General features: G+C 66.0%; 19 protein-coding genes. 18 read left to right on the forward strand and 1 reads right to left on the reverse strand.

The annotated features are described in order from the left end of the window. Positions 1-76: 76 nt before the first annotated feature. On the forward strand, positions 77-541 hold the full coding sequence (bfr, locus tag RTH46_RS16155) for a bacterioferritin (RefSeq protein ID WP_110996353.1): 465 nt from the start codon (positions 77-79) through the stop codon (positions 539-541). A gap of 66 nt (positions 542-607) precedes the next feature. Here bfr and uvrA read toward each other — a convergent pair whose 3' ends face one another. After that, positions 608-3,442, reverse strand: a complete 2,835-nt coding sequence (gene uvrA / locus RTH46_RS16160) for an excinuclease ABC subunit UvrA (RefSeq protein ID WP_178125880.1) — start codon at positions 3,440-3,442, stop codon at positions 608-610. 129 nt (positions 3,443-3,571) lie between these two features. On the opposite strand from uvrA, the gene RTH46_RS16165 reads away from it, so the two are divergent. The 17 genes from RTH46_RS16165 to tssK all read left to right on the forward strand — a co-directional run bounded on the left by RTH46_RS16165 (position 3,572) and on the right by tssK (position 24,725). Then, the gene (locus RTH46_RS16165; RefSeq protein WP_125462386.1) at positions 3,572-4,966 is read left to right on the forward strand and encodes an MFS transporter; all 1,395 of its coding nucleotides are present in this window, start codon (positions 3,572-3,574) and stop codon (positions 4,964-4,966) included. A gap of 9 nt (positions 4,967-4,975) precedes the next feature. Next, positions 4,976-5,548 (forward strand): single-stranded DNA-binding protein, encoded by a 573-nt coding sequence (locus RTH46_RS16170; protein WP_153788703.1) that lies wholly within the window; start codon positions 4,976-4,978, stop codon positions 5,546-5,548. Positions 5,549-5,744: 196 nt separating this feature from the next. Continuing rightward, entirely contained in the window at positions 5,745-8,078 is a 2,334-nt protein-coding gene (locus RTH46_RS16175) for a hypothetical protein (protein ID WP_316906094.1), read from the forward strand. Beyond that, positions 8,075-9,277, forward strand: a complete 1,203-nt coding sequence (locus RTH46_RS16180; protein WP_316906095.1) for a hypothetical protein — start codon at positions 8,075-8,077, stop codon at positions 9,275-9,277. The genes RTH46_RS16175 and RTH46_RS16180 overlap by 4 nt, the downstream gene beginning before the upstream one ends. A gap of 10 nt (positions 9,278-9,287) precedes the next feature. Next, on the forward strand, positions 9,288-9,944 hold the full coding sequence (locus RTH46_RS16185) for a DUF1266 domain-containing protein (RefSeq protein WP_153788706.1): 657 nt from the start codon (positions 9,288-9,290) through the stop codon (positions 9,942-9,944). A gap of 443 nt (positions 9,945-10,387) precedes the next feature. Next, positions 10,388-11,944 (forward strand): type VI secretion system protein TssA, encoded by a 1,557-nt coding sequence (gene tssA, locus RTH46_RS16190; RefSeq protein WP_153788707.1) that lies wholly within the window; start codon positions 10,388-10,390, stop codon positions 11,942-11,944. A 33-nt stretch (positions 11,945-11,977) separates the two neighbouring features. Then, positions 11,978-12,478: a type VI secretion system contractile sheath small subunit gene (gene tssB, locus RTH46_RS16195; RefSeq protein WP_110996291.1), complete on the forward strand. Its 501-nt coding sequence runs from the start codon at positions 11,978-11,980 to the stop codon at positions 12,476-12,478. Positions 12,479-12,506: 28 nt separating this feature from the next. Next, the gene (gene tssC / locus RTH46_RS16200; RefSeq protein WP_153788708.1) at positions 12,507-13,979 is read left to right on the forward strand and encodes a type VI secretion system contractile sheath large subunit; all 1,473 of its coding nucleotides are present in this window, start codon (positions 12,507-12,509) and stop codon (positions 13,977-13,979) included. Between the two features lie 6 nt (positions 13,980-13,985). Beyond that, the gene (gene tssE, locus RTH46_RS16205) at positions 13,986-14,408 is read left to right on the forward strand and encodes a type VI secretion system baseplate subunit TssE (protein ID WP_110996293.1); all 423 of its coding nucleotides are present in this window, start codon (positions 13,986-13,988) and stop codon (positions 14,406-14,408) included. Between the two features lie 132 nt (positions 14,409-14,540). Beyond that, on the forward strand, positions 14,541-16,328 hold the full coding sequence (gene tssF / locus RTH46_RS16210) for a type VI secretion system baseplate subunit TssF (protein WP_110996294.1): 1,788 nt from the start codon (positions 14,541-14,543) through the stop codon (positions 16,326-16,328). Then, complete coding sequence (gene tssG / locus RTH46_RS16215) at positions 16,292-17,299, forward strand: type VI secretion system baseplate subunit TssG (protein ID WP_153788709.1); 1,008 nt, start codon at positions 16,292-16,294, stop codon at positions 17,297-17,299. The genes tssF and tssG overlap by 37 nt, the downstream gene beginning before the upstream one ends. A 6-nt stretch (positions 17,300-17,305) precedes the next feature. Then, entirely contained in the window at positions 17,306-19,930 is a 2,625-nt protein-coding gene (gene tssH, locus RTH46_RS16220; RefSeq protein ID WP_316906096.1) for a type VI secretion system ATPase TssH, read from the forward strand. A 10-nt stretch (positions 19,931-19,940) separates the two neighbouring features. Continuing rightward, complete coding sequence (locus tag RTH46_RS16225; RefSeq protein ID WP_153788711.1) at positions 19,941-21,461, forward strand: sigma 54-interacting transcriptional regulator; 1,521 nt, start codon at positions 19,941-19,943, stop codon at positions 21,459-21,461. A gap of 83 nt (positions 21,462-21,544) precedes the next feature. Then, positions 21,545-21,685, forward strand: coding sequence for a type VI secretion protein (locus RTH46_RS16230; RefSeq protein ID WP_153788712.1), 141 nt, complete (start codon positions 21,545-21,547; stop codon positions 21,683-21,685). A gap of 18 nt (positions 21,686-21,703) precedes the next feature. Beyond that, positions 21,704-22,885 (forward strand): type VI secretion system-associated FHA domain protein TagH, encoded by a 1,182-nt coding sequence (gene tagH / locus RTH46_RS16235; RefSeq protein WP_316906097.1) that lies wholly within the window; start codon positions 21,704-21,706, stop codon positions 22,883-22,885. Between the two features lie 5 nt (positions 22,886-22,890). Next, positions 22,891-23,397: a type VI secretion system lipoprotein TssJ gene (tssJ, locus tag RTH46_RS16240; protein WP_153788714.1), complete on the forward strand. Its 507-nt coding sequence runs from the start codon at positions 22,891-22,893 to the stop codon at positions 23,395-23,397. After that, positions 23,394-24,725, forward strand: coding sequence for a type VI secretion system baseplate subunit TssK (gene tssK, locus RTH46_RS16245; protein ID WP_110996301.1), 1,332 nt, complete (start codon positions 23,394-23,396; stop codon positions 24,723-24,725). Before tssJ ends, tssK begins: the two co-directional genes overlap by 4 nt. Position 24,726: the final 1 nt, after the last annotated feature.

A 24,726-nucleotide genomic window follows, 5' to 3' on the forward strand; every position in this document is an offset into this window, starting at 1 on the left:
GCATTTTCCCGTGACCACGCGCAAAAGCTGGTTCACACTATGAGCTATCGAAGTATTCACAGGGAGAAGCAGGGCGATGCAAGGTCACCCGGACGTAATCAACTACCTCGTCATGTTGCTGAAGGGCGAACTGGCAGCACGCGATCAATACTTCATCCATTCGCGGATGTATGAAGATTGGGGCCTGGGCAAGCTCTTCGAGCGCATCAACCACGAGATGGAAGAGGAGACGCAGCACGCCGATGCGCTGATGCGCCGTATCCTCATGCTTGAAGGCACCCCGGACATGCGCGCTGACGATCTGGAAGTGGGCAAGACCGTGCCCGAGATGATCGCGGCCGACCTCAAGCTCGAGTACAAAGTCCGCGCCGCGCTGTGCAAGGGCATCGAGCTGTGCGAGCTGCACAAAGACTACATCAGCCGCGACATCCTGCGCGCGCAGTTGGCAGATACCGAAGAAGATCACACCTACTGGCTGGAGAAGCAGCAGGGCCTGATCAAGGCTATCGGCCTGGAGAACTACCTGCAGTCGCAGATGTAAGTTATCCACAGCTGCAAAAAAAGCCCCTGTCACTCACGTGGCAGGGGCTTTTTCATGGGCGCGAGATCAGGCCCGATCCCGCTCCAGTAGTGGTTTAAGATAGTGCCCGGTATAGGACTGCTGCTTCTCGGCCAGCTCTTCAGGCGTACCGACGGCAATGATCTGTCCACCCTTGGAGCCGCCCTCCGGCCCCAGGTCCACCAGCCAGTCCGCCGTCTTGATCACATCCAGGTTGTGCTCGATCACCACCACGGTGTTGCCGTGGTCACGCAGGCGATGCAACACGTCCAGCAATTGCTGGATATCGGCGAAGTGCAAGCCTGTGGTCGGCTCGTCGAGGATGTACAGGGTCTTGCCGGTATCGCGCTTGGACAGTTCGCGCGACAGTTTGACCCGCTGTGCCTCGCCGCCCGACAGCGTGGTGGCCGACTGTCCCAGCTTGATGTAGGAAAGCCCCACGTCCATCAGCGTCTGCAGCTTGCGCGCCAGTGCCGGCACCGCGTCGAAGAACCCACGGGCATCCTCGATGGTCATTTCCAGCACCTCGTGGATGTTCTTGCCCTTGTACTTGATCTCCAGGGTTTCGCGGTTGTAGCGCTTGCTCTTGCACACGTCGCACGGCACGTAGATATCCGGCAGGAAGTGCATTTCCACCTTGATCAGGCCATCGCCCTGACACGCCTCGCAGCGTCCGCCCTTGACGTTGAACGAGAACCGCCCCGGCCCGTAGCCACGGGAGCGCGCCTCCGGCACACCGGCGAACAGCTCACGGATCGGCGTGAAGATGCCCGTGTAGGTCGCCGGGTTCGAACGCGGGGTGCGACCGATCGGGCTCTGGTCGATATCGACCACCTTGTCCAGGTGTTGCAGGCCATCGATGCTGCTGTGCGGCGCAGGCTCCAGGGTGCTGGCACCGTTGAGCGCGGTAGCCGCCAGGGGGAACAGGGTGTTGTTGATCAGCGTCGATTTACCCGAGCCGGACACGCCGGTCACGCAGGTCAAAAGTCCAATCGGCAGTTCCAGGTCGACGTTCTGCAGGTTGTTGCCGCGCGCGCCCTTGAGCTTGAGCGACAGCTTCTTGTTGCGCGGGGTGCGCTTGGCCGGCACGACGATCTTCTTGCGCCCGGACAGGTACTTGCCGGTCAGCGAGTCGGGGTGTGCCATCACCTCGTCCGGTGTGCCCTCGGCGACGATCTGCCCGCCATGCACGCCGGCGCCCGGGCCGATGTCCACCACATAGTCGGCCAGGCGGATGGCGTCCTCGTCGTGCTCCACCACGATCACCGTGTTGCCCAGGTCGCGCAGGTGGTTGAGGGTGGCCAGCAGGCGGTCGTTGTCCCGTTGATGAAGGCCGATGGACGGTTCATCGAGGATGTACATGACACCCACCAGGCCGGCGCCGATCTGGCTGGCCAGGCGAATCCGCTGGGCCTCGCCGCCGGACAGGGTATCGGCGCTACGGTCGAGGGTCAGGTAGTCGAGGCCCACGTTGACCAGGAACTGCAGACGCTCGCAGATCTCCTTGAGGATCTTCGCCGCGATCTCGCCACGTCGGCCGGTCAGGGTCAGGTCGCTGAAATAGTTGCTGGCTTCACCGATCGGCAGGTTGGTCACCGCCGGCAGGGTCTTCTCGCCCACCCACACATGCCGCGCCTCACGGCGCAGGCGGGTGCCGCGGCAGTCGGGGCAGGGCTGGGTGCCGAGGAACTTGGCCAGCTCTTCGCGCACGGTGGCCGACTCGGTCTCGCGGTAGCGGCGCTCGAGGTTGGGCACGATGCCTTCGAACGGGTGCGAGCGCTTGACGATATCGCCCCGGTCGTTGAGGTACTTGAAGTCGACGCTTTGCTTGCCGCTGCCGTGCAGGATGACCTTCTGGTCCTCGGCCGACAGCTCGCCGAACGGCTGTTCAAGGCTGAAGCCATAGTGCGCCGCCAGCGAACCGAGCATCTGGAAGTAGTAGACGTTGCGCCGGTCCCAGCCGCGTATCGCCCCCTCGGCCAGGGTGAGCTCGCTATTGACCAGGCGCTTGGTATCGAAAAACTGCTTCACCCCCAGGCCATCGCAGGTCGGGCAGGCGCCGGCCGGGTTGTTGAAGGAGAACAGCTTCGGTTCCAGCTCGCTGATCGCATGGCCGCAGATCGGGCAGGCGAAGCGCGCCGAGAAGATCGTCTCTTCGCCGTCCTCGTCATCCATCGGCGCGACCAGGGCGATGCCGTCCGCCAGCTTGAGCGCGGTCTCGAACGACTCGGCCAGGCGCTGTTGCAGGTCGGCACGTACCTTGAAACGGTCCACCACCACATCGATGCTGTGCTTCTTCTGTTTGTCCAGCTTGGGCAGTTCGTCCAGCTCGTAGAGCTTGCCGTTGACCCGCGCCCGCACGAAGCCCTGGGCGCGCAGCTCGTCGAACACCGCCAGGTGCTCACCTTTGCGCTCGCGCACCACCGGTGCCAGCAGCATCAGCTTGCTGCCTTCGGGGTTTTCCAGCACCAGGTCGACCATCTGGCTGATCGTTTGCGCTTCCAGCGGGATGTCGTGGTCCGGGCAGCGCGGCGTGCCTACCCGCGCATAGAGCAGGCGCAGGTAGTCGTAGATCTCGGTGATGGTGCCCACGGTGGAGCGCGGGTTGTGCGAGGTGGACTTCTGCTCGATGGAGATCGCCGGCGACAGGCCTTCGATGGTGTCGACGTCGGGCTTTTCCATCATCGACAGGAACTGCCGGGCGTAGGCCGACAGCGATTCCACGTAGCGGCGCTGGCCCTCGGCATACAGCGTGTCGAACGCCAGCGACGACTTGCCGGAGCCGGACAGGCCGGTGATCACGATCAGCTTGTCCCGCGGTAGCGTGAGGTCGATGTTCTTCAGGTTGTGGGTACGTGCCCCACGAATCAGGATCTTGTCCACTGCGGCCTCGCTCGGCGGGCATAAACAAGGGAGTATACGGCGCGCTGCCAGTACGCGGCAAAGCGTCGCGCAGATGCCGTCAAGCCGTCGGACTGATAGAATCGCCGCCGGTTCACACGAGGTTAATCCATGCACGACACCCACAACGAGCGCATGAGTGGCAGCGAAACCCGCGCCGCTAGCGGCCTGGCCCTGGTCTTTGCCTTTCGTATGCTGGGCATGTTCATGGTATTGCCGGTGCTGGCCACCTACGGCATGGACCTGGCCGGTGCCACGCCTGCGCTGATCGGCCTGGCCATCGGCGCCTATGGCCTCACCCAGGCCGTGCTGCAGATTCCGTTCGGCATGATCTCCGACCGCATCGGCCGCCGCCCGGTGATTTACCTGGGCTTGGTGATCTTCGCCCTCGGCAGCGTGCTGGCGGCCCAGGCCGACTCGATCTGGGGCGTGATCGCCGGGCGCATCCTGCAAGGTGCCGGGGCCATTTCCGCAGCCGTCATGGCGCTGCTGTCCGACCTCACCCGCGAGCAGCACCGCACCAAGGCCATGGCCATGATCGGCATGAGCATCGGCCTGTCGTTTGCCGTGGCCATGGTCGTCGGGCCGCTGCTGACTCGCGCCTTCGGCCTGTCAGGATTGTTCCTCGCCACTGCAGGACTTGCCCTGGTCGGTATCGCCCTGATCGCCTTCGTCGTGCCCAACACCCACAAGACCCTGCAGCACCGCGAGTCCGGCGTGGCCCGCCAGGCCCTGGGCCCGACCCTGCGCCATCCGGACCTTCTGCGCCTGGACGTGGGCATTTTCGTCCTGCACGCCATCCTCATGGCCAGCTTCGTCGCGCTGCCGCTGGCCTTCGTCGAACGCGGCGGGCTGCCGAAGGAAGAGCACTGGTGGGTGTACCTGACCGCGCTGCTGGTTTCATTTTTTGCAATGATCCCCTTCATCATCTACGGCGAGAAGAAGCGCAAGATGAAACGCGTGCTGCTTGGCGCGGTCAGTGTGTTGCTGCTGGTGGAGCTGTTCTTCTGGCAGTGGGCTGACAACTTGCGCGGACTGGTGATCGGCACCGTGGTATTCTTTACCGCCTTCAACCTGTTGGAGGCATCCTTGCCTTCGCTGGTCAGCAAGGTGTCGCCCGCCGGTGGCAAAGGGACTGCAATGGGTGTGTACTCCACCAGTCAGTTCCTGGGTGCCGCGCTGGGAGGAATCATCGGTGGCTGGTTGTTCCAGCACGGTGGCCTGAGCATGGTGTTTCTCGGTTGCGCGGGGCTGTGTGCCCTGTGGCTGGTCACTGCGTTGCGCATGAACGAGCCGCCTTACGTGACCAGCCTGCGCATGCCACTGACGCCAGAGGCCGTCCGGGAAGCCGGGCTTACCGAGCGCCTGATGGCCGTGCCGGGTGTGACCGACGCCGTGGTGGTGGCAGAAGAAGCCGCCATCTATATCAAACTGGATACGAAAATTTTGGACCGTGCGACCCTCGAGCGTCTGGTAAACCCAGCCTCTTCGGCGTGCGAAGCCTAGGAGAACGTTATGGCCCGTGGGGTTAACAAAGTCATTCTGGTCGGTACCTGCGGTCAGGATCCCGAAGTCCGCTACCTGCCCAACGGTAACGCCGTGACCAACCTGAGCCTGGCCACCAGCGAGCAGTGGACCGACAAGCAGTCCGGCCAGAAGGTCGAGCGCACCGAGTGGCACCGCGTTTCGCTGTTCGGCAAGGTTGCCGAAATCGCCGGCGAGTACCTGCGCAAAGGTTCGCAGGTATACATCGAAGGCAAGCTGCAGACCCGCGAGTGGGAAAAAGACGGCATCAAGCGCTACACCACCGAGATCATCGTCGACATCAACGGCACCATGCAGCTGCTCGGCGGCCGTCCGCAGAACCAGCAGGGTGGCGGCGACCAGTACAACCAGGGTGGTGGCAACAACTACAACCAAGGTGGTGGTAACAACTACAACCAGGGTGGCGGTCAGCAGCAGTACAACCAGGCCCCGCGCCAGCAAGCCCAGCGCCCTCAGCAGGCGCCACAGCGCCCGGCGCCGCAGCAGCCGGCCCCGCAGCCAGCCGCTGACTTCGACAGCTTCGACGACGATATTCCGTTCTGATCGCAAGCGGTCGGCGACACGCCAACTCGAAAAACCCAGGGCCCGTGCCCTGGGTTTTTTTATGGGGCCTTGCGCAGTAACGCAGGCACCGGGTGATGGCATATTGGCGCCAAAAATCTTGGCTTTGGCTGGCGCAACTGGTAGCGTGCGCGCCACGACGCACAGGGTGTGCGCAGGTCATTACAGGGAGCAGCACATGACAGTCGCCAGTACCGTCATCACCGGCATTGAACTCGAGCAATTACTGGACCGCCTCGACGGCGTCCTCCAGGACCACGGCGCGGCCGCGCTGCTGGAGCAGCTTCAGGCCGAGTCGTTGCAAGCCGACTCGATCGGCTCGATCGAGCGCCTGCATGTGCTGTGGGTCAACGCCGGTGACCTCCACGCCGCCACCCGCGTACTCGAGCAAGACGGCCAACGCCTGCTTGAACACTGCGACCCCGCCGCCCGCGCCGAACTGAGCATGTGCCTGCTGCTCAAGCGCCTGCGCCTGGCCAACTACTGCGACGACGAACCGCTGCTGGATCAACTGCTCGACCAAGCCCTGGCCATGGCCCAGGTCACGCCGGACTACGACGTCGAACACTACCGCCGTGCACGTATCTTCGAGCAGCTCGAGCAGCGTTCCCTGGCGCTGGCGCTCAAGGCCATCGATGCCCGCCATGCCCTGACCCTGCTCAACCCCGGGCGTGCCAGCCTGCGCGCCTGGGACCAGGCCGACCGCGCCTGCCGCCGCGCCTGGGCGCTGCACAATCACCAGCAGCAGGCCGAAGCTCGCGAGGCTGCCCTCGAAGCCGTGGCCGCCTTGCGCCAGGCGGGCCCGGACCAAGACATCGACCAGGGCGACTGGACCTGGCTGGGCAATAGCCTGATCGAGCTGATCCCGCTGCGCCTGGCCATGTTCGAGCAACCGGTGATGGCGCTGATCGCCGACCTGTCACTGGCGCAGCGCCGCGAGTGGGAAGTGCGCCTGGCGCGCCTCGCCGCCCGGGCCATGCATGCCCAGGGCGACCTGCCGGGCGCCTTGCGCATCCTGCCGGCAGCGGCCATCGCCCTGGATAGCGATGGCGACAACAGCTTCATTGCCTACGAGCTGCCCTGGTTGGTCGAGGCAGGCGAAATCGAACGGGCAGGGCGGCGCGCCTTCCACGAGATCTACGACCTGCGCGCAGCCGCCGCGCCCGTCGCGGCCCAGGTGGTGGTCGAGCGCCTGCTCGCCCAGGACCCGAGCGTCTGGTGGCCGCTGTGCGTCATGCGCGCCTGTGACAGTGAGGAGGTGCTGGAGCACTTCCTCGCGTGCCTGCCGGCCCTCGACGAGTCGCCAGTGGGGAAGGGCGCGCTGCTCGAGGCGCTGTACGACGATGGCGAGCAGCCCGAACGGCTCGCGCGCCTGTATGCCCTGGCCTTGGCCGACGCCCAGCGCATCGCCCCGCGCCACCCCTGGATCCTGCGCTTGCAGGCCGTGCGCGACCGGCAGGCCGGGCGCATCGACGCCGCCACCGAGCTGGCCCTGCTGCAGGAAGCCTTCGCCAGCGGCCAGCTGGATGACCACCGCAGCAGCTATGCCCTGATTCACGCCACGGCCGAAGCGCAGGGCCTGCTCGCGGCCTTGCACCTGCCAGCGTTCACCCTGGCCAGTGGCTACGACTACTACAACCACAGCGGCAAGCTGTCGGGGCTGGTCGAACACTTCATCGAAACCCTGGCGCCCGAGCAGCAGACAGAAGCCCGGCACTTGTGCGAGATGATCCAGCGCGAGGGCTACGAGCGCGGCCAGGCATGCCTGGAGCGCTACTTCGCCAGCGGCCAGGGGCATCGCGGCGACGGCTGCGCGCACCTGTACTCGATGCTGTGCAACAACCTGGCGATCAACTACCGCTACCTCAAGGGCCAGGAGCGCGTCGAGGCGTCCATCGAACTGCACCAGCGCGGCATCGACGCCAGCCCCTTCGCCGAGCACTACCACGGCCTGCTCAACGCCCAGCTCGCCCTCGACGACCACGCCGCGGTGTGCCAGGCGGCGGAAGCCCTGTGGCACTTCGTCCTGGCCCATGGCTACGGCCGTCACGACCCCGATGGCTACATCGGCAAGGTCGCCAGGGCGCTGTATTTCCTCGACCGCGACCACGAGATCACGATCTGGCTGCAACGCCTGCTCGACTGGCAGGCCGAGCAGGAAATCACCGATCAGCAAGTGGATTACGACGGCCTGCGCTGCCGAATGAAAGTAGCCCTGCACCTGGCCCCCACTCAGCCGGACGCCGCGCTGGCGCTGTGGCAGCGCTATGAGGCGATCATCCTTGGCCACAACGACACGCTGCTGACCTGGGATGCCGGTGACCTGTTCAAGAACCTCGGCCGCAAGGATGAAGCCATCGCCCGCTACACCGCGGCGCTGGCCCTGTGTGCCGGCAGCGAGGCGCCCCACGACGTGGCCAACGCCGCCACCCTGCGCGAGATCATCGACGAGATGCAGCAGGTGCCGGTGCAGGCGCCTGCGGCCAAGCGCTGGTGGCAAGTGTGGAAATGATCGCCACCCCACGCGCCGGCGCCTATGCGCCACGCAACCTGCTCAACGCCGAAGCGCTCAAGCGCCGCATCGAGCAACGCAGCCAGGCCAGGGGCGACGAAGCGCCGGTGCGCAGCTGGCTGCTCAACCATTTCTACCGCCATCTGGTCGGCAACTTCGAACCGGTGCAAAGGGTGCTCAGCCTCGAGCAGGCTGCGACCCTGCTGCAAGGCCAGGCGGTACCGGCCTGGGTCGGCCGCCACCTGGAACAGGCGGCCAAGGCGGACGACGCCGTGACACTCGCCTGGCTCGACCCGGAACACCCTGCGGTGCTGGAGCAGGAAGCGATGCTGGTGGAGTTCCTCGCCGCGCGCAAAGGCACGGCGCTGGACGGCAAGCTCGAACGCATCAACTGCCCGCAGGCCCTGGCGCTGTGGCACCAGGAGCACGCCCGCATGGCCGCGCGCCAGGCCCAAGGCTGGCGCCAGAGCCGGCCGGAGGCCGTGCGCCAGGTGGTCGAATGCGCCGAGCACACGCTGGTCGAGCTGCTGCCGGACGGCCCGCACCTGCGTGAAGAAATGGCCTTCGAAAGCTACGTGATGCGCCACTGCCTCGGCCAGTTCGCCGACCGTCGCGCCCTGCACGGTGGCTACGGCGAAAGCTACGCCGAGGCCGTGGAAGCCGGGCGCATGCGCATCTTCAGCCTGCGCGATGGCCAGGGCCAGCCGCACATCACCATCAGCCTGCTGGTGATGGCCGACGGCAGCCTGCGCCTCGACCAGCTCAAGGGCAAACAGAACCGCCCGCCGGTCGCCCGCTACCTGGACGACGTGCTCAGGTGCCTGGATGCCCTGGGCACCGACCGGCAAACGCCGGCGGATTGCCTGGCCATCGGTGTGGTGCGCTGTGACGCGGGCTGGTGCCGGCTGGAAGCGGTGACCGACCCCGCCACCCAGGCGCGGCTGATCGCCCAGCACCCACAGTTGTTCGACCGTTTCGCCGCACCCTCGGCGCTGGTGGAATGGCTGGTGGCGGCGCGTCAGCCCGAACAGTTGCGGGCAACGCCACCGCGTACCGCCACGTTGCGCTACGCCCTGCGCCACCTGCTTGGCCAGCCTGCACACGACGGCCCGGTCTACGCCACCGAGGCCGTGACCTGGCCCGGCATGACCGCGGCCATGGCCGCCGGCATCGCCGATTGGCTATCCACCCACCGCTGAGGCTATTGCGATGTTGATCTTCCTGGGCATGCTGGTCGCCACCTGGCTCCTTGCACGCTGGCTGCGCCCGCGCGCGCCGGATTTCGAACTGTTCAGCCCCCGCAGGCACCTTGCGCTGGCGCTGGCGAGCCCCATGGCAGAGGCCATGCAGGTGGACGGCTTCTACGACAAGCACTGCACGAGCTTCACCCAAAGTGCCCAGGACTTCCTGCGCATACCCTTGCTGCATATCGCCGGCCTGCAAGGCAGCGCCAGCGACGAAGAGATCCAGCGCTACTTCGCCACGGACTTCGAGCGCCAGTGGTTCCGCCTCGACCTGCTCAACCTGCAACCGACCGACGACCCGCGTGCCTCGCTGGCCTTCGCCTGCCTGCGCTGCGCCTTTCTCGTGCGCTGCGCCCTGTTGCTGGGATGGCTGGCGCCCGACATTGGCTGGCGTGTGCTGCTGCTCAACGCCCAGCGCGCCCAGGACTGTTTCGATGGCTGGGCGGATTTCGGCGCGGCCTACCTTGCCGGACGTCGGCAATGGGTCGGGGCCTTTCGCGCCGATTCGCTGGGTCTTTTTGACGAGCAGCGGCTACAGGCATTGCTGGCGCCCGAGGGGCGTTGGGCCGGGCTGCCGTGGCGCGAAGTGCCAGCGTTGAGTCCGGAACTTCAGCCGGCGTGAGCGTATACATTTTGTTGCAAGATATTGGAATTTTCGATGTGGGAAAGCTCTGTAACCCCATACAAGTAATTGAATTTCGAGTGCGTCACTGATTACTGTGACGGCCCTTCAATGATGTCTGGTTTTGGCTCTAACATGTGTTGTTGCTTATATGTGTGAAAAATAAGTTAAACAATTGAGTGTTGTTTCGAATAATCAGCTTACAACTTTCCCGTGTGGGTCAGGGTATATATGATCGCCATCAGGGAAACCCCTAGAGGCCCGATGTTCCTGCCTTTGCTATCCATTTGAGTGGTTGCAAAGTGCTATTGATAGCATTAGGCTATTCAACCGTTTGATCGACTGCCCGCCGGATTGTGGGCTGAATGAATAGAACTTCCAGATCGACAAATCCTGAACGTCAGTTCCAGGATCGAGGGCGAGGTTCTAACTGTGAGAAATGGATGTCCTACTCTTCGAAGCTGGCCGCGCGCTATCTTGAACTTGGCAAGAATGCTGTCTCCCCCGGCTCTTTCGGCGGTGAAGACGTGCGTTTTTCCAGCGAGTTCGAAGCCCTCGAAAACGAGCTGACGCGCGCCCAGTCGATCCACGCCAGCGGCCAGGTGGACTGGCTGAAAATCCTCGAGAACAGCGAAGCGCTATTGCGCGACCAGTCCAAGGATCTGCGCGTGGCTTCCTGGTTCACCTGGGCCCTGTTCCAGCGCGAGTCCTACGCCGGCTTGCTGGCCGGCATCAGCGTGCTGCGCGAGCTGTGCGAGCAGCATTGGGACGACGTCCACCCCGCCAAACCCCGTACCCGTTCCGCCGCCATCGGCTGGCTGGTGCCGCGCCTCGAACAGGCGCTGGGTGCCGACATCGCCATCAAGGAGCAGTTGCCGCTGTTCCAGCAGATGGTCGAGCAGCTAAGCGGCCTGGAAGCGGCGCTGTCCGCCCGGCTGGGGGACGACGCGCCGCTGCTGCTGCCGATCTGCCGCGCACTCAAGGGCCAGGTCCAGCGCTCCGCCGACAACGAACCGCAACCCGGCGCAGTCGGCGCCATCGTCGCCCAGGTCAAGCAGGCCGCCACCCAGCTGTTCACCCCCGGCGAGCCGGTGGAAAACGAAAAGGACGCCAACAAGGCCCTGCGCGCCCAGCAAGAGCAGGGCCGGCAGCTGTGCGTCTGGTGGCAGCGCCAGAAAGCCACCGACCTGCGCGCCCTGCGCCTGAACCGCACGCTGCTGTGGTTGCCCATCGAAGCGATGCCCGAGCGCAACGCCGAGAACGTCACCGCCCTGCGCGGCCTGCCCGCCGACAAGCTCAAGAGTTACAAGGACCGCTTCGAGCAGGGCAACTACGCCGACCTCTTGGTAGAGCTGGAAAACAGCGTGGCCAAGGCCCCGTTCTGGTTCGATGGCCAGCGCCTGGTGTGGGAGTGCTGCCAGGCCCTCAACGTCGAAGCCGGCATGCGCGAAGTTGAGATGAACTTCGCCTCGCTGCTGCAGCGCCTGCCCAGCGTCATCGAGCTCAAGTTCCACGACGGCACCCCGTTCGCCGACCCCGAGACCCGCGCCTGGGTCGCCGCCCAGGTCACCCCCCACCTGCAAACCGCCGCGGCCCAGCCAGTGGTCGAGCCCGGCGTGCGCCAGGCCCCCTGGGACGAGGCCCTGGAGGCGAGCCTGCCGATCCTGCGCAAGGACGGCCTCAAGAGCGCGGTGCAACACCTCAAGCAGCAGATGCAGGGCGCCCACGGCGGGCGCGAGCGCTTTTTCTGGCAACTGAGCCAGGCGCGCCTCTGCTACACGGCCAAGAAATACGAACTGGCCAAGACCCAACTGGAAGCCCTCGACGAGCAACTGCGCCAATCCGGCCTGGATGCCTGGGAGCCAGACCTGTCGTTGCAGGTACTGCATCTGTTGCACACCTGCTGCGAGCTGCTGCCGCAGAACCATGTGGTGCGCGAACGCAAGGACGAGATCTACCGCAGGCTGTGCCACCTCGATCTCGAAGTCGTACTCGAATAGGCCCAAGGGCCATAACCCTCAAGGAGAAAACCAATGGCCAAAGAAGGCTCGGTAGCCCCCAAGGAACGCATCAACGTTACCTTCAAACCCGCCACCGGCGGTGCTCAGGAAGAGATCGAACTGCCGTTGAAACTGCTGGCGATCGGTGACTACACCCTGCGTGCCGACGATCGCAAGATCGAAGACCGCAAGCCGATCAGCATCGACAAGATGAACTTCGACGAAGTGCTGGCCAAGCAGGAACTGAGCATGACCCTGGCTGTGCCGAACCGCCTGCAGGAAGGCGCCGAAGGCGACGAGCTGGCGGTGAGCCTGCGGGTCAACACCATGAAGGACTTCAACCCGGCCAGCCTGGTCGAGCAAGTCCCTGAGCTGAAGAAGCTGATGGAACTGCGTGAAGCCCTGGTTGCCCTGAAAGGCCCGCTGGGCAACGCCCCGGCCTTCCGCAAGGCCATCGAGGGCGTGCTGGCCGACAACGAGTCCCGCGAGCGCGTGCTCGGCGAGCTGGGCCTGAACGCTCAGCCGGACGCCTGATCCCCCTAGTCAAGGAAGCCTAATTGCCATGAGCACCGCAGCAGAGCAACAGAGCGCCGAGAACAGCGAATTCAGCATTCTCGACAGCATCATCGCCGAAACCCGCCTGACCCCGGATGACGAAGCCTACGACATCGCCAAGCGCGGCGTGTCGGCCTTCATCGAAGAACTGCTCAAGCCGCAGAACGACGGCGAGCCGGTCAAGAAAGCGCTGGTCGACCGCATGATCGCCGAGATCGATGCCAAACTCAGCCGCCAGATGGACGAGATCCTGCACCACCCGGACTTCCAGTCCATGGAGTCCGCCTGGCGCGGCCTGCAGTTGCTGGTCGACCGCACCAACTTCCGCGAAAACATCAAGATCGAGATCCTCAACGTCTCCAAGCAGGACCTGCTGGACGACTTCGAAGATTCGCCGGAAGTCATGCAGGCTGGCCTGTACAAGCACATCTACACCGCTGAATACGGCCAGTTCGGTGGCCAGCCGGTCGGCGCGGTCATCGCCAACTACTACCTGTCGCCGAGCTCGCCCGACGTCAAGCTGATGCAGTACGTCTCCAGCGTCGCCTGCATGTCCCACGCGCCGTTCATCGCCGCGGCCGGCCCGAAATTCTTCGGCCTCGAAAGCTTCACCGGCCTGCCGGACCTGAAGGACCTGAAAGATCACTTCGAAGGCCCGCAGTTCACCAAGTGGCAGAGCTTCCGCGAGTCCGAGGACGCGCGCTACATCGGCCTGACCGTGCCGCGTTTCCTGCTGCGCAACCCGTACGACCCGGAAGAGAACCCGGTCAAGTCGTTCGTCTACAAGGAAACCGTGGCCAACAGCCACGAGCACTACCTGTGGGGCAACACCGCCTACGCCTTCGGCACCAAGCTGACCGACAGCTTCGCCAAGTTCCGCTGGTGCCCGAACATCATCGGCCCGCAGAGCGGTGGCGCGGTGGAAGACCTGCCGCTGCACCACTTCGAGAGCATGGGCGAGATCGAGACCAAGATCCCGACCGAAGTGCTGGTCTCCGACCGTCGTGAATACGAGCTGGCCGAAGAGGGCTTCATCGCCCTGACCATGCGCAAGGGCAGCGACAACGCGGCGTTCTTCTCGGCCAACTCGGCACAGAAACCGAAGTTCTTCGGCATCAGCGCCGAAGGCAAGACTGCCGAGCTGAACTACAAGCTGGGCACCCAGCTGCCGTACATGATGATCGTCAACCGCCTGGCCCACTACATCAAGGTCCTGCAGCGCGAGCAGCTGGGCTCCTGGAAGGAACGCACCGACCTGGAGCTGGAACTGAACAAGTGGATCCGCCAGTACGTGGCCGACCAGGAAAACCCGAGCGCCGAAGTGCGTGGCCGTCGTCCGCTGCGCGCCGCCCAGGTGATCGTCAGCGACGTGGAAGGTGAGCCGGGCTGGTACCGCGTCAGCCTGAACGTGCGTCCGCACTTCAAGTACATGGGCGCCGACTTCACCCTGTCGCTGGTCGGCAAGCTGGACAAGGAGTAAGCGTCGATGGGCAATGGTTACGGAAGCCTGTTCGAGCGCCTGAGCGGCGAAGCCGACCAGCGCGCCAGCTGGCGGCGTGAAGACGCCGCCATGGCTTCCGTGGCCGCTCATCTGGCGAAGATGCTCAGCACCCGGGCCGGCAGCGTGCAGACGCTCGCCGACTACGGGCTGCCCGACCTCAACGACATGCGCCTGAGCCTGCACGACGCGCTCAGCCAGGCACGCCGGGCCATCGAGTACTTCATCGAAGCCTACGAACCACGCATGTCCGATGTCCGGGTGGTGTCCCGCCCGCGTGATCACGATCAGCTCAAGCTGGCTTTCAGCATCGAAGGCCAGCTTGAGGTGGACGGAATCAAGCGCCAGGTCAGTTTTGCCGCGCGCCTGGATGGCAGCGGGCAAGTCAGAGTCAGTCAAGGAGACGAGTGATGTTGCGCCTCCCATAGCCTGAGTTTTCCCCAACCCTTGCGCGGCAAACGGTCGGCCCTGTGGCCCGGCCCCGCGCCTGCGCAGTACCGGCCACTGGCGGTACCCGAGAGCTGAATTCAGGCGGAACGACGGATGTCCTTCAATTACTACTACCAAAGCGAGCTGACGGCACTGCGCCAGCTGGGGCGGCGTTTTGCCGAACGCAGCCCGGCGCTGGCGCCGTACCTCGGCCAGGCCGGGCGCGACCCGGACGTCGAGCGCCTGCTTGAAGGTTTTGCCTTCCTCACCGGCCGCCTGCGGCAGAAGCTCGACGACGAACTGCCCGAGCTGACCCACTCGCTGATGCACCTGCTGTGGCCGAACTACATGCGCCCGCTGCCGGCCTTCAGCATCCTGCAGTTCGACCCCCTGCGCCAGGCCGGCCCGGCGCTGCGGGTCGAGCGTGACACCCCGGTGGAAGGCCGGCCGATCGAGGGCGTCAGTTGCCGCTTTCGTACCTGCTACCCCACCGAAGTCCTGCCCCTGCGCCTGAGCGCGCTGAACTACTCGCTCAACGGCCAGGGCGCGCTGCTCAGCCTGCGCCTGGACATGAACTGCGACGGCAACCTGGGCGACGTCAAGCTCAGCAAGCTGCGCCTGCACCTGGCCGGCGAGCGCTACATCAGCCAGATGCTCTACCTGAGCCTGCTGCGCGGCCTGGCCGGCATCGAGCTGATGCCGCTGGACAGCCACGGCAAACCGATGGTCAACGCCAAGGGCGAGCCGCTGCTACTGCGCGCACCGGCGGCCAAGGTGCACCCGGTGGGCTTCGCCGAGGAAGAGGCGCTGATTCCCTACCCGCTGAACACCTTCCGCGGCTACCGCTTCCTGCAGGAGTACTTCGCCTTCCAGGACAAGTTCCTGTTCGTCGACGTGACTGGCCTGGACGTACTGCAGAGCCTGCCCGAGGAAACCCTCAAGCAGGTGCATGGCATCGAGCTGCGCTTCGACATCCGCCAGGGCGAGGCCCAGCGCCTGCGCCCGACCCTGGACAACGTCAAGCTGTACTGCACGCCGATCGCCAACCTGTTCAAGCACGATGCCCTGCCTATCCGTCTGGATGGCAAGCAGGATGAATACCTGCTGCTGCCGGCCGAGCTCGACCCCGAGCACTGCGGGGTGTTCTCGGTCGACGGCGTGACCGGCTGGAGCCCCGGCGGCCTCGGCTACCAGAGCTACGTGCCCTTCGAATCGTTCGAGCACGACGCCAGCTTCGACGTGCCGGAGAACCGCTCGCACTACAGCATCCGCCAGCGCTCCTCACTGCTGCATGACGGCCTCGACACCTACCTGAGCTTCGGCGTGCACCAGGCCGAATCCCACGAAACGCTGTCGATCGAGCTCACCTGCACCAACCAGAACCTGCCGCGGCGTCTGAAGCTCGGCGACATCTGCATGCTCAGCGAAGAGACCCCCGAGTTCCTCACCTTCCGCAACATCACCCCGGTCACCGCCAGCTACGCGCCGCCGCTGAACCGCGACTTCCTGTGGAAGCTGATCAGCAACATGTCGCTGAACTACCTGTCGCTGGCCGACGTGGATGCACTCAAGGTGATCCTCGAAACCTACGACCTGCCGCGCTACTACGACCAGCACGCGGAAAAGGTCAGCCGCCGCCTGCTCGGCGGGCTCAAGGCGATCCGCCACCAGCACGTCGACCGCCTGCACCGGGGCCTGCCGCTGCGCGGCCTGCGCACCGAACTGACAATCGACCCGGAGGGCTACATCGGCGAGGGCGATCTGTTCGTCTTCGCCTCGGTGCTCAATGAATTCTTCGCACTCTACGCCAGCCTCAACTCGTACCACGAGCTGCGGGTGAAAAGCACACAGGGGGAGGTGTACCAATGGACACCACGCATGGGCCTGCAACCGCTGCTGTAAGCCGGCTGAGCCGGAGCATCCGCGAGTACTCGCTGTTCCAGGCCGTGCTGCTGGTGATGGAACAGCTGCGCGAGGCGTACCCGTACCTGGAAGACGAAGAGCTCTACGACCTGGTCGAGTTCCAGGCCAACCCCAGCCTCGGTTTCCCCGGCAGCGACGTCGACCGCATCGAGTTCTTCCGCGAGCACGGCCAGCTGCGCGCGCGCATGCGCTTCAACCTGATCGGCCTGGTCGGCTCCAGCTCGCCGCTGCCGGCGTTCTATGGCGAACAGGCGCTGGGCGACAACGAGGACGGAAACCCCACGCGGATGTTCCTCGACCTGTTCCACCACCGCCTGCACCGCCTGATGCTGCCGATCTGGCGCAAGTACCGCTACCGCGCCAGCTTCGAGAGCGGCGCGCTGGACGGCTTCTCGTCGCACCTGTTCGCCCTGATCGGCCTGGGCGGCGACCAGATCCGCCAGGCCAAGGAGCTGAACTGGAAACGCCTGCTGCCGTACCTGGGCGTGCTCAGCCTGCGCGCCCACTCGGCGGCGCTGATCGAGGCCGTGCTGCGTTACTACTTCAAGCACGCCGACCTGGTGATCGAGCAATGCCTGGAACGGCGCGTCGACATCCTCGAAGAGCAGTGCAACCGCCTGGGGCTGGCCAACAGCCTGCTGGGCGAGGACGCCGTGCTGGGCGAGCGCGTGCGGGATCGCAGCGGCAAGTTCCGCATCCACATCACCCAGCTGGACTGGCAGCGCTTTCACGAATTCCTGCCGATCGGTTTCGGCTACCAGCCGCTGTGCGCGCTGACTCGCTTCACCCTGCGCGACCCGCTGGACTACGACATCCGCCTGGAGTTGCGCCGTGAAGAGATCCGCGAGCTGCGCATCGGCGAACAGAACGTCTGCCACCTGGGCTGGACCAGCTGGCTGGGTCGCGAACGCGCCGATGGCGTGGTGACCCTGGGAAGCAAAATTCATTAAGGACCAATGGCCATGATCAACGTAGACCTGCAACAACTCGTCCAGGCCCTGGACGCCGACAGCCGCCGCGACCTTGAGCGTTCCGCCGAGCGCTGCGTCGCCCGTGGCGGCAGCAAGATCCTCATCGAGGACCTGCTGCTGGGCCTGCTCGAGCGCCCCGACAGCCTGTTGCAGCGTGCGCTGCAGGACGCCGCGATCGATACCGGCGCGTTCAGCGCCGCGCTGCAACCCAATGTCGAGCACAGCGCCACCCGCAACCCGGTGTTCGCCCCGGAGCTGGTGCAGTGGTTGCAGGACGCATTGTTGGTCTCCAACCTCGAGCTGGGCCAGAGCCAGGTCGACCAGGCCGCGCTGATCCTCGGCCTGCTGCGCAACCCGCTGCGTTACGCCGGCAGCCGCTACCACAAGCTGCTCGGCGGCCTGGATATCGAACGCCTCAAGGGCTACGCCCTGGCCCAGCAACCGGCCGCTCCCAAGGCCCCCGGCGCGCCCCAGGGCGAATCGATGCTGCAGCGTTTCACCCACAACCTCACCCAGCAGGCCCGTGACGGCAAGCTCGACCCGGTACTGTGCCGCGACGCGTCGATCCGCCAGATGATCGATATCCTCGCTCGCCGGCGTAAGAACAACCCGATCGTGGTCGGCGAAGCCGGCGTGGGCAAGACCGCCGTGGTCGAAGGCCTGGCCGCGCGCATCGTCGCCGGCGAAGTGCCGCCGGCCCTGCAAGGGGTCGACCTGCTGGCGCTGGACATGGGCCTGTTGCAGGCTGGCGCCAGCGTCAAGGGCGAGTTCGAGCGCCGCCTCAAGGGCGTGATCGACGAGGTCAAGGCCGCGCCGCGCCCAGTGATCCTGTTCATCGACGAAGCCCACACCCTGATCGGCGCCGGCGGTAACGCCGGTGGCTCCGACGCCGCCAACCTGCTCAAGCCGGCGCTGGCGCGTGGTGAGCTGCGCACCATCGCCGCCACCACCTGGGCCGAGTACAAGAAGTACTTCGAGAAAGACCCGGCCCTGGCCCGTCGCTTCCAGCCGGTGCAACTGCTCGAGCCCACCGTGGGCGAAGCGGTGACCATCCTGCGTGGCCTGGCCCAGCTGTACGAGAAGAGCCACGGCATCTACCTGCGCGACGACGCCGTGGTCGCCGCCGCCGAACTGTCGGCGCGCTACCTGACCGGCCGGCAGTTGCCGGACAAGGCCGTCGATGTGCTCGACACCGCCTGCGCCCGGGTGCGCATCAGCCTGGCTGCCGCCCCCGACAGCCTCGAGCGCCTGCGCGCCGAACTGGCCGAGGGCGAGCGCCAGCGCAACGCCCTGCGCCGCGACGCCGAGGCGGGCCTGGCCATCGACCACGAGGCCTTCGCCGCCCTCGAGCAGCGCCTGGACGAGGCCCACGACCAAGAGATCGAACTGGCCGCCCGCTGGGCCCGTCAGCGCGAGCTGGCCGAGCAGGTCCTGGAGCTGCGCCAGCAGGTGGCCAACGCCGCCGTCGCACCGGCCGCGCCAGCCGAAGGCGAGGAGGGCGAGCCCGTCGTCGAAGGTGAAAGCCGCGAACAACTGCAACAACGCCTGGCCGAGACCCATCAGGCCCTGCTCGACGCCCAGGCCGAAGAGCGCCTGGTCAGCGCCGAAGTGTGCCCGCGCCTGGTGGCCGAAGTGATCAGCGCCTGGACCGGCGTGCCGCTGAGCCAGCTGGCCCGCGAGCACAACGCCAAGGTGATCACCTTCGCCGACGACCTGCGCGCCCGCATCCGTGGCCAGGAGCAGGCCGTGCATGCGCTCAACCGCTCCATGCGCGCCACCGCCGCCGGCCTGAACAAGCCCGACGCACCGGTGGGCGTGTTCCTGCTGGTCGGCCCCAGCGGCGTCGGCAAGACCGAGACCGCGCTGGCGCTGGCCGACCTGCTGTACGGCGGCGACCGCTTCATCACCACCATCAACATGTCCGAGTTCCAGGAGAAGCACACCGTCTCGCGCCTGATCGGCGCGCCGCCCGGCTACGTCGGTTACGGCGAGGGCGGCATGCTCACCGAGGCGGTGCGCCAGAAGCCGTATTCGGTGGTGCTGCTGGACGAGGTGGAGAAGGCCGACCCGGACGTGCTCAACCTGTTCTACCAGATCTTCGACAAGGGCGTGGCCAACGACGGTGAAGGCCGCCAGATCGACTTCCGCAACACGCTGATCCTGATGACCTCCAACCTGGCCAGCGACCAGATCAGCGCCCTGTGCGAAAACGGCGAGCGCCCCGACGCCGAGCTGCTCGAACAGCACATCCGCCCGGCGCTCAGCCGCCACTTCAAGCCGGCGCTGCTGGCGCGCATGCGCGTGGTGCCCTACTACCCGGTGGGCGGCCCGGTGCTGCGCGAGCTGATCGAGATCAAGCTGGGCCGTCTGGGCGAGCGTTTGCAGCGTCGGCAACTGGGGTTCAGCCATTGCCAGGCGCTGGTCGACCACCTGGCCGAGCGCTGCAGCCAGAGCGAAGCCGGCGCGCGCCTGATCGACCACCTGATCGACACCCATGTGCTGCCCAAGGTCGCCGACCGCCTGCTCGACGCCATGGCCAGCGGCGAGGCGATCAGCCGCGTGCACGCCACCCTCGACGGGGATGCCGGCGTGACCTGCGAGTTCGCCTGAGGTGGGGGTGATGTTCACGCACGTGCCACAACCGCTGGCCTACGCCGAGGCGCTGCTGGGCACCTTCACCGAGCTGGCGCGGGCAACGGACGAACAAGGCCTGCTGCAGGCGCTGGTGCCGGCGGTGGCCGAGCTCAGCGGCTGCCCGCTGGTGCAGGTCTACCTGCTCGACCCGACCCACACCCGGCTCGGGCTCGCAGCCGCCTGGCTCGACGGGCGGCTGCTGGCGCGCGACTGCTCCAGCCTGCCGGCCGACTACAACGGCGAGCAGCTGTTGCAGTTCGCCCTGTGCCAGAACCGCGTGGTGAACATCAGCGACCTTTCCGCGAGCCTCTTCGACACCAGCTTCCTGCCCAGCCAGGCCACGCCCTGGCAGGCACTGCTGGCGGTGCCCCTGCTGACCGCGCAACAGCGGGTGGCCGGGGTGCTGTTGTGCGTGAACCGCGTGCGTGGCGGGCTTGAAGCCTTCGCCGACTCCCTCGGCCAGCTCGGCAGCTTCACCATGGGCCAGCTGCAACTGCTGCGTCGTCTGCACCAGCCCGGGCCACAGCCCCAGGCGAGCGGCCGCGCCCCGGTGGCTGCCAGCAGCTACGGCCTGATCGGGCAGAGCCCGGCCATGCGCCAGACCTGCCAGATGATCAGCAAGGTCCTGCACAGCCCCTACACCGTGCTGCTGCGCGGCGAGACCGGCACCGGCAAGGAACTGGTGGCCCGCGCCATCCACGACTACGGCCCGCGCCGCTCCGGCGCGCTGGTGGTACAGAACTGCGCTGCCTTCCCCGAGAGCCTGCTGGAGAGCGAACTGTTCGGCTACCGCAAAGGCGCCTTCACCGGCGCCGACCGCGACCGCCCGGGGCTGTTCGATGCCGCCAACGGCGGCACCCTGCTGCTCGACGAGATCGGCGACATGCCCCTGGCCCTGCAGGCCAAGCTGCTGCGCGTGCTGCAAGAGGGCGAGATCCGCCCGCTGGGCGCCAACGCCACCCACAAGATCGACGTGCGCATCATCGCCGCCACCCACCGCGACCTGGCGCAGATGGTCGCCGACGGCCTGTTCCGCGAAGACCTCTACTACCGCCTGGCGCAGTTCCCCATCGAGCTGCCGCCGCTGCGCCAGCGCGTCGGCGATGTCATCACCCTGGCCCGGCACTTCTGCGACAAGGCCTGCACTTTCCTGCAGCGCAGCCCGGTGGGCTGGACCCAGGCCGCCCTCGATCACCTCGAAAGCTACGCCTTCCCCGGCAACGTACGCGAGCTCAAGGGCCTGGTGGAGCGCGCGGTGCTCTTGTGCGAAGGCGACGCGCTGGAGGTCGGCCACTTCTCGCTGAACCTGGCCGAACCGCCACCCGAAGACAACGAGCTGAACCTGCGCGAGCGCCTCGAGAAGGTCGAGCGCAGCCTGCTGCTCGACTGCCTGCGCAAGCACGACGGCAACCAGACCCTGGCCGCCCGCGAACTCGGGCTGCCGCGGCGCACCCTGCTGTACCGGCTGGGGCGCCTGAACATCCAGATCGGCGATTGCGAGGGCTGACCGGCATGACCCCGACACTCACTCCCTTTACCCCAGGCGCACCCGTAACGGTGCCTGCCTCATCCGCACATGGAGCCGCCCCCATGCTTCACCGTTACTGCCGGGCCACCTTGCTGGCCCTGCTCACCGCGTTCGCCCTGGCCGGTTGCGCCGGCAACTACAAGTTCGACGACGACAGCTACCGCCCCCTGGGAGACCCCCAGGCCCTCAACCGTGACAACTGAGCGCAAGGAGCCCTGACCATGGAACTGGTTTTCGAACTGCTCGACAAACGCCAGCACGGCCGCACCGACTCGCCGAACAAGACCTTCGGCCGCGCCGGTGGCGAGATCGGCCGGGCCAAGGATTGCCACTGGTGCATCGAGGACGACAAACGTCACCTGTCCAGCCATCACGCCCAGGTCACCTACCAGAACGGCGCGTTCTTCCTCACCGACACCAGCAGCAATGGCATCCGCCTGGCCAGCAGCGGTGCCCAGCTGCGCAAGGGCGAGCTGTACCGCATCGAGCAAGGCGCGATTTACCGCATGGGTGACATCGAAGTGCGCGCGCGCCTGATCGACAGCGAGGCCGGCTACGACGTCGGCCTGGGCATGCCGGGCGGCAATATCATCCCCGACGACGCCTTCCTCGAACTCGACCCCATCAGCGCCATGGACCATGAAGAAACGCGCCTGCAACCGATGGACGAGCTGGCCGCCCTGGCCATGCCCGAGCCGCCGGCGCGCCAGCGTGCCGACTACGCGCAGATCGACCAGGAAAGCTTGATCGTGCCGACCCTGGTACCGGCGGTGGTGCCAGAGCCTGCACCTGTGCCGGCCCCGCGCGAACGCCGCGACGACGCCTTCTGGAAGCGCTTCGGCGCGGCCCTGGGCGTCGACCTGGACAACCTCGACGAGCAGGCCCGCGAAGACCTCGCGGTGCAGGCCGCCGGGCTGCTGCGCCATAGCGTCGCCGGGCTGCAACAGAGCCTGCGCACCCGCAGCGAGCTGAAAAACGAACTGCGCCTGTCGCTGACCACCCCGCAAAGCGCCAGCCGCAACCCGATCAAGGCGCCGCTGGAAGCCGACCAGGTGCTCGGCGACCTGCTCAAGCCGCGCCGTGGCGGCCAGCTGTCTGCCGAGCAGGCGGTGGCCCAGGCCTTCCGCGACCTCCAGGCGCACCAGGTGGCCATGCTCGGCGCCAGCCGCCAGGCCCTGCGCAGCACCCTGGAGCACTTCGCCCCGGAGCAGCTGGCGCTGCAATTCGAGCGTCAGGGCCGCCGCGGGCTGTTCGGTAGCCGCTGGAAGGCCTACGTGCGCTACCACCAGGCCCTGGTGGGCAACGAAGACTGGAGCGAGCGCCTGCTGACCAAGGACTTCGCCCGCACTTACGAAGAGCAGGTCCGCCTGATCGCTTCGCTCAATCACGACCCGCAAGGATAACCCCCATGACTCGCATCACCCGCACGATGCTCAGGGCGACGTGGGCCCTGGCCACCCTGTCCTGGCTGGCCGGCTGCAGCGCCCTGTCGCCGTACTCGCACATGACCAAGCTCGACCTCACCCTGACCGCCACCGACCAGCTCAACCTGGACATCAACGGCCGGCCGTCGCCGGTGGTGGTGCGCCTGTACGAGCTCAAGCACCCGGTGGCCTTCGAGAGCACCGATTTCTTCACCCTCTACCAGAGCCCGAAAGAAGCCCTGTCCCAGGACATGGTGGCCACCGAGGAGCACGAACTGCGTCCCGGCGAAACCCTGAGCCTGAAGCTCAGCATCAACCCCGACAGCCGCTTCGTCGGCGTCATGGCCGCCTACCGCGACCTCGACCAGGCGCAGTGGCGCCGGGTGCAGGCCATTCGTGCCGGCGAGCGGGTCACCGCCAACCTCTACCTCGACCAGGCCGGCATCCACAACGGAGTGCCGGCCGTGGCCCAAGCGGGTGATCAGCGATGAACGTGCACAAGGTAGTCTGGCAGGAGGGGATGCTGCTGCGTCCCCAGCATTTCCAGCACAACGACCGTTACTACGACAGCCAGATGAAGACCCGCACCCAGTTGCTGGGCACCTACACCTACGGCTTCATCAACCTGGAAATCGACCTGCAGTTCCTCAACATGGGCAAGCTGGTGATCAGCCGCGCCGCCGGCATCCTGCCCGACGGCAGCCTGTTCGAGCTCGACGGCAGCAGCGAGCCGCTGGCCCTCGACGTGCCGCCGAACACCGGTGCCACGCCGATCTTCATGGCCCTGCCGCTGGTCACCGGCAACCACATCGAGGCGCGCCGTCCCGAGCAGTCCGACGTGCTGACCCGCTACACCACCTACGAGGTGGAGGTGTCCGACTCCAACGCCGGCGACGACAACAGCAGCCAGATCAACTGCGCGCGCCCGGACTTCCGCCTGCTGCTCGGCGAGCAGCAAACCGACCAGGCCTACGTCAAGCTCAAGGTCTGCGAGATCCTCGACACCTCGCCCGACGGTGTCATCAGCCTCGACCCGAACTTCGTGCCCACCTACATCCGCACCCACGCCTCGGTGTACCTGCTGTCGTGCCTCAAAGAGGTGATCAGCATGCTGGCGCTGCGTGGCGACACCCTGGCCGAGCGCATCCGCTCCAACGGCAAGGTCGGTGGCGCCGAGGTCGGCGACTTCATGATGCTGCAGCTGATCAACCGCACCGAAATGCTCCTGCGTCACTACCTGAGCCTGGAGCAGGTGCACCCCGAAGAGCTGTACCGCACCTTCCTGATCATGCTCGGCGACCTGTCGACCTTCTCCAGCGACACCAAGCGCCCGCGCCTGGACGCCCGCTACCAGCACAGCGACCAGGGCGCGAGCTTCCGCAAGCTGATGGAGTCGATCCGCCAGGTGCTGTCGATGGTGCTCGAACAGCACGCCATCGAGCTGGAACTGCAACAGCGCCAGTACGGCATCCTGGTGTCGCCGCTGCACGACCCGGGCCTGCTCACCACCGCCTCGTTCGTGCTGGCCGCCAGCGCCAACTGCGAGTCCGAGGAGCTGCGCCAGCGCCTGCCGTCGCACCTCAAGGTCGGCCCGGTGGAGCGCATCCGCCAGCTGGTCAACCTGCACCTGCCCGGGCTCAAGGTCAAACCGCTGCCGGTGGCGCCGCGGCAGATCCCGTTCCACGCCAACAAGACCTATTTCATCGTCGAACTCGACGCCGAAGATCGCAAGAAGATGGACGGTTCCGGTGGCTTCGCCTTCCACGTCACCAGTGAGTTCTCCGATCTCGAACTGAAATTCTGGGCCATCAGGAACTGAG

This window comes from Pseudomonas sp. zfem004, from assembly GCF_032621715.1.
Lineage (GTDB): Bacteria > Pseudomonadota > Gammaproteobacteria > Pseudomonadales > Pseudomonadaceae > Aquipseudomonas > Aquipseudomonas sichuanensis.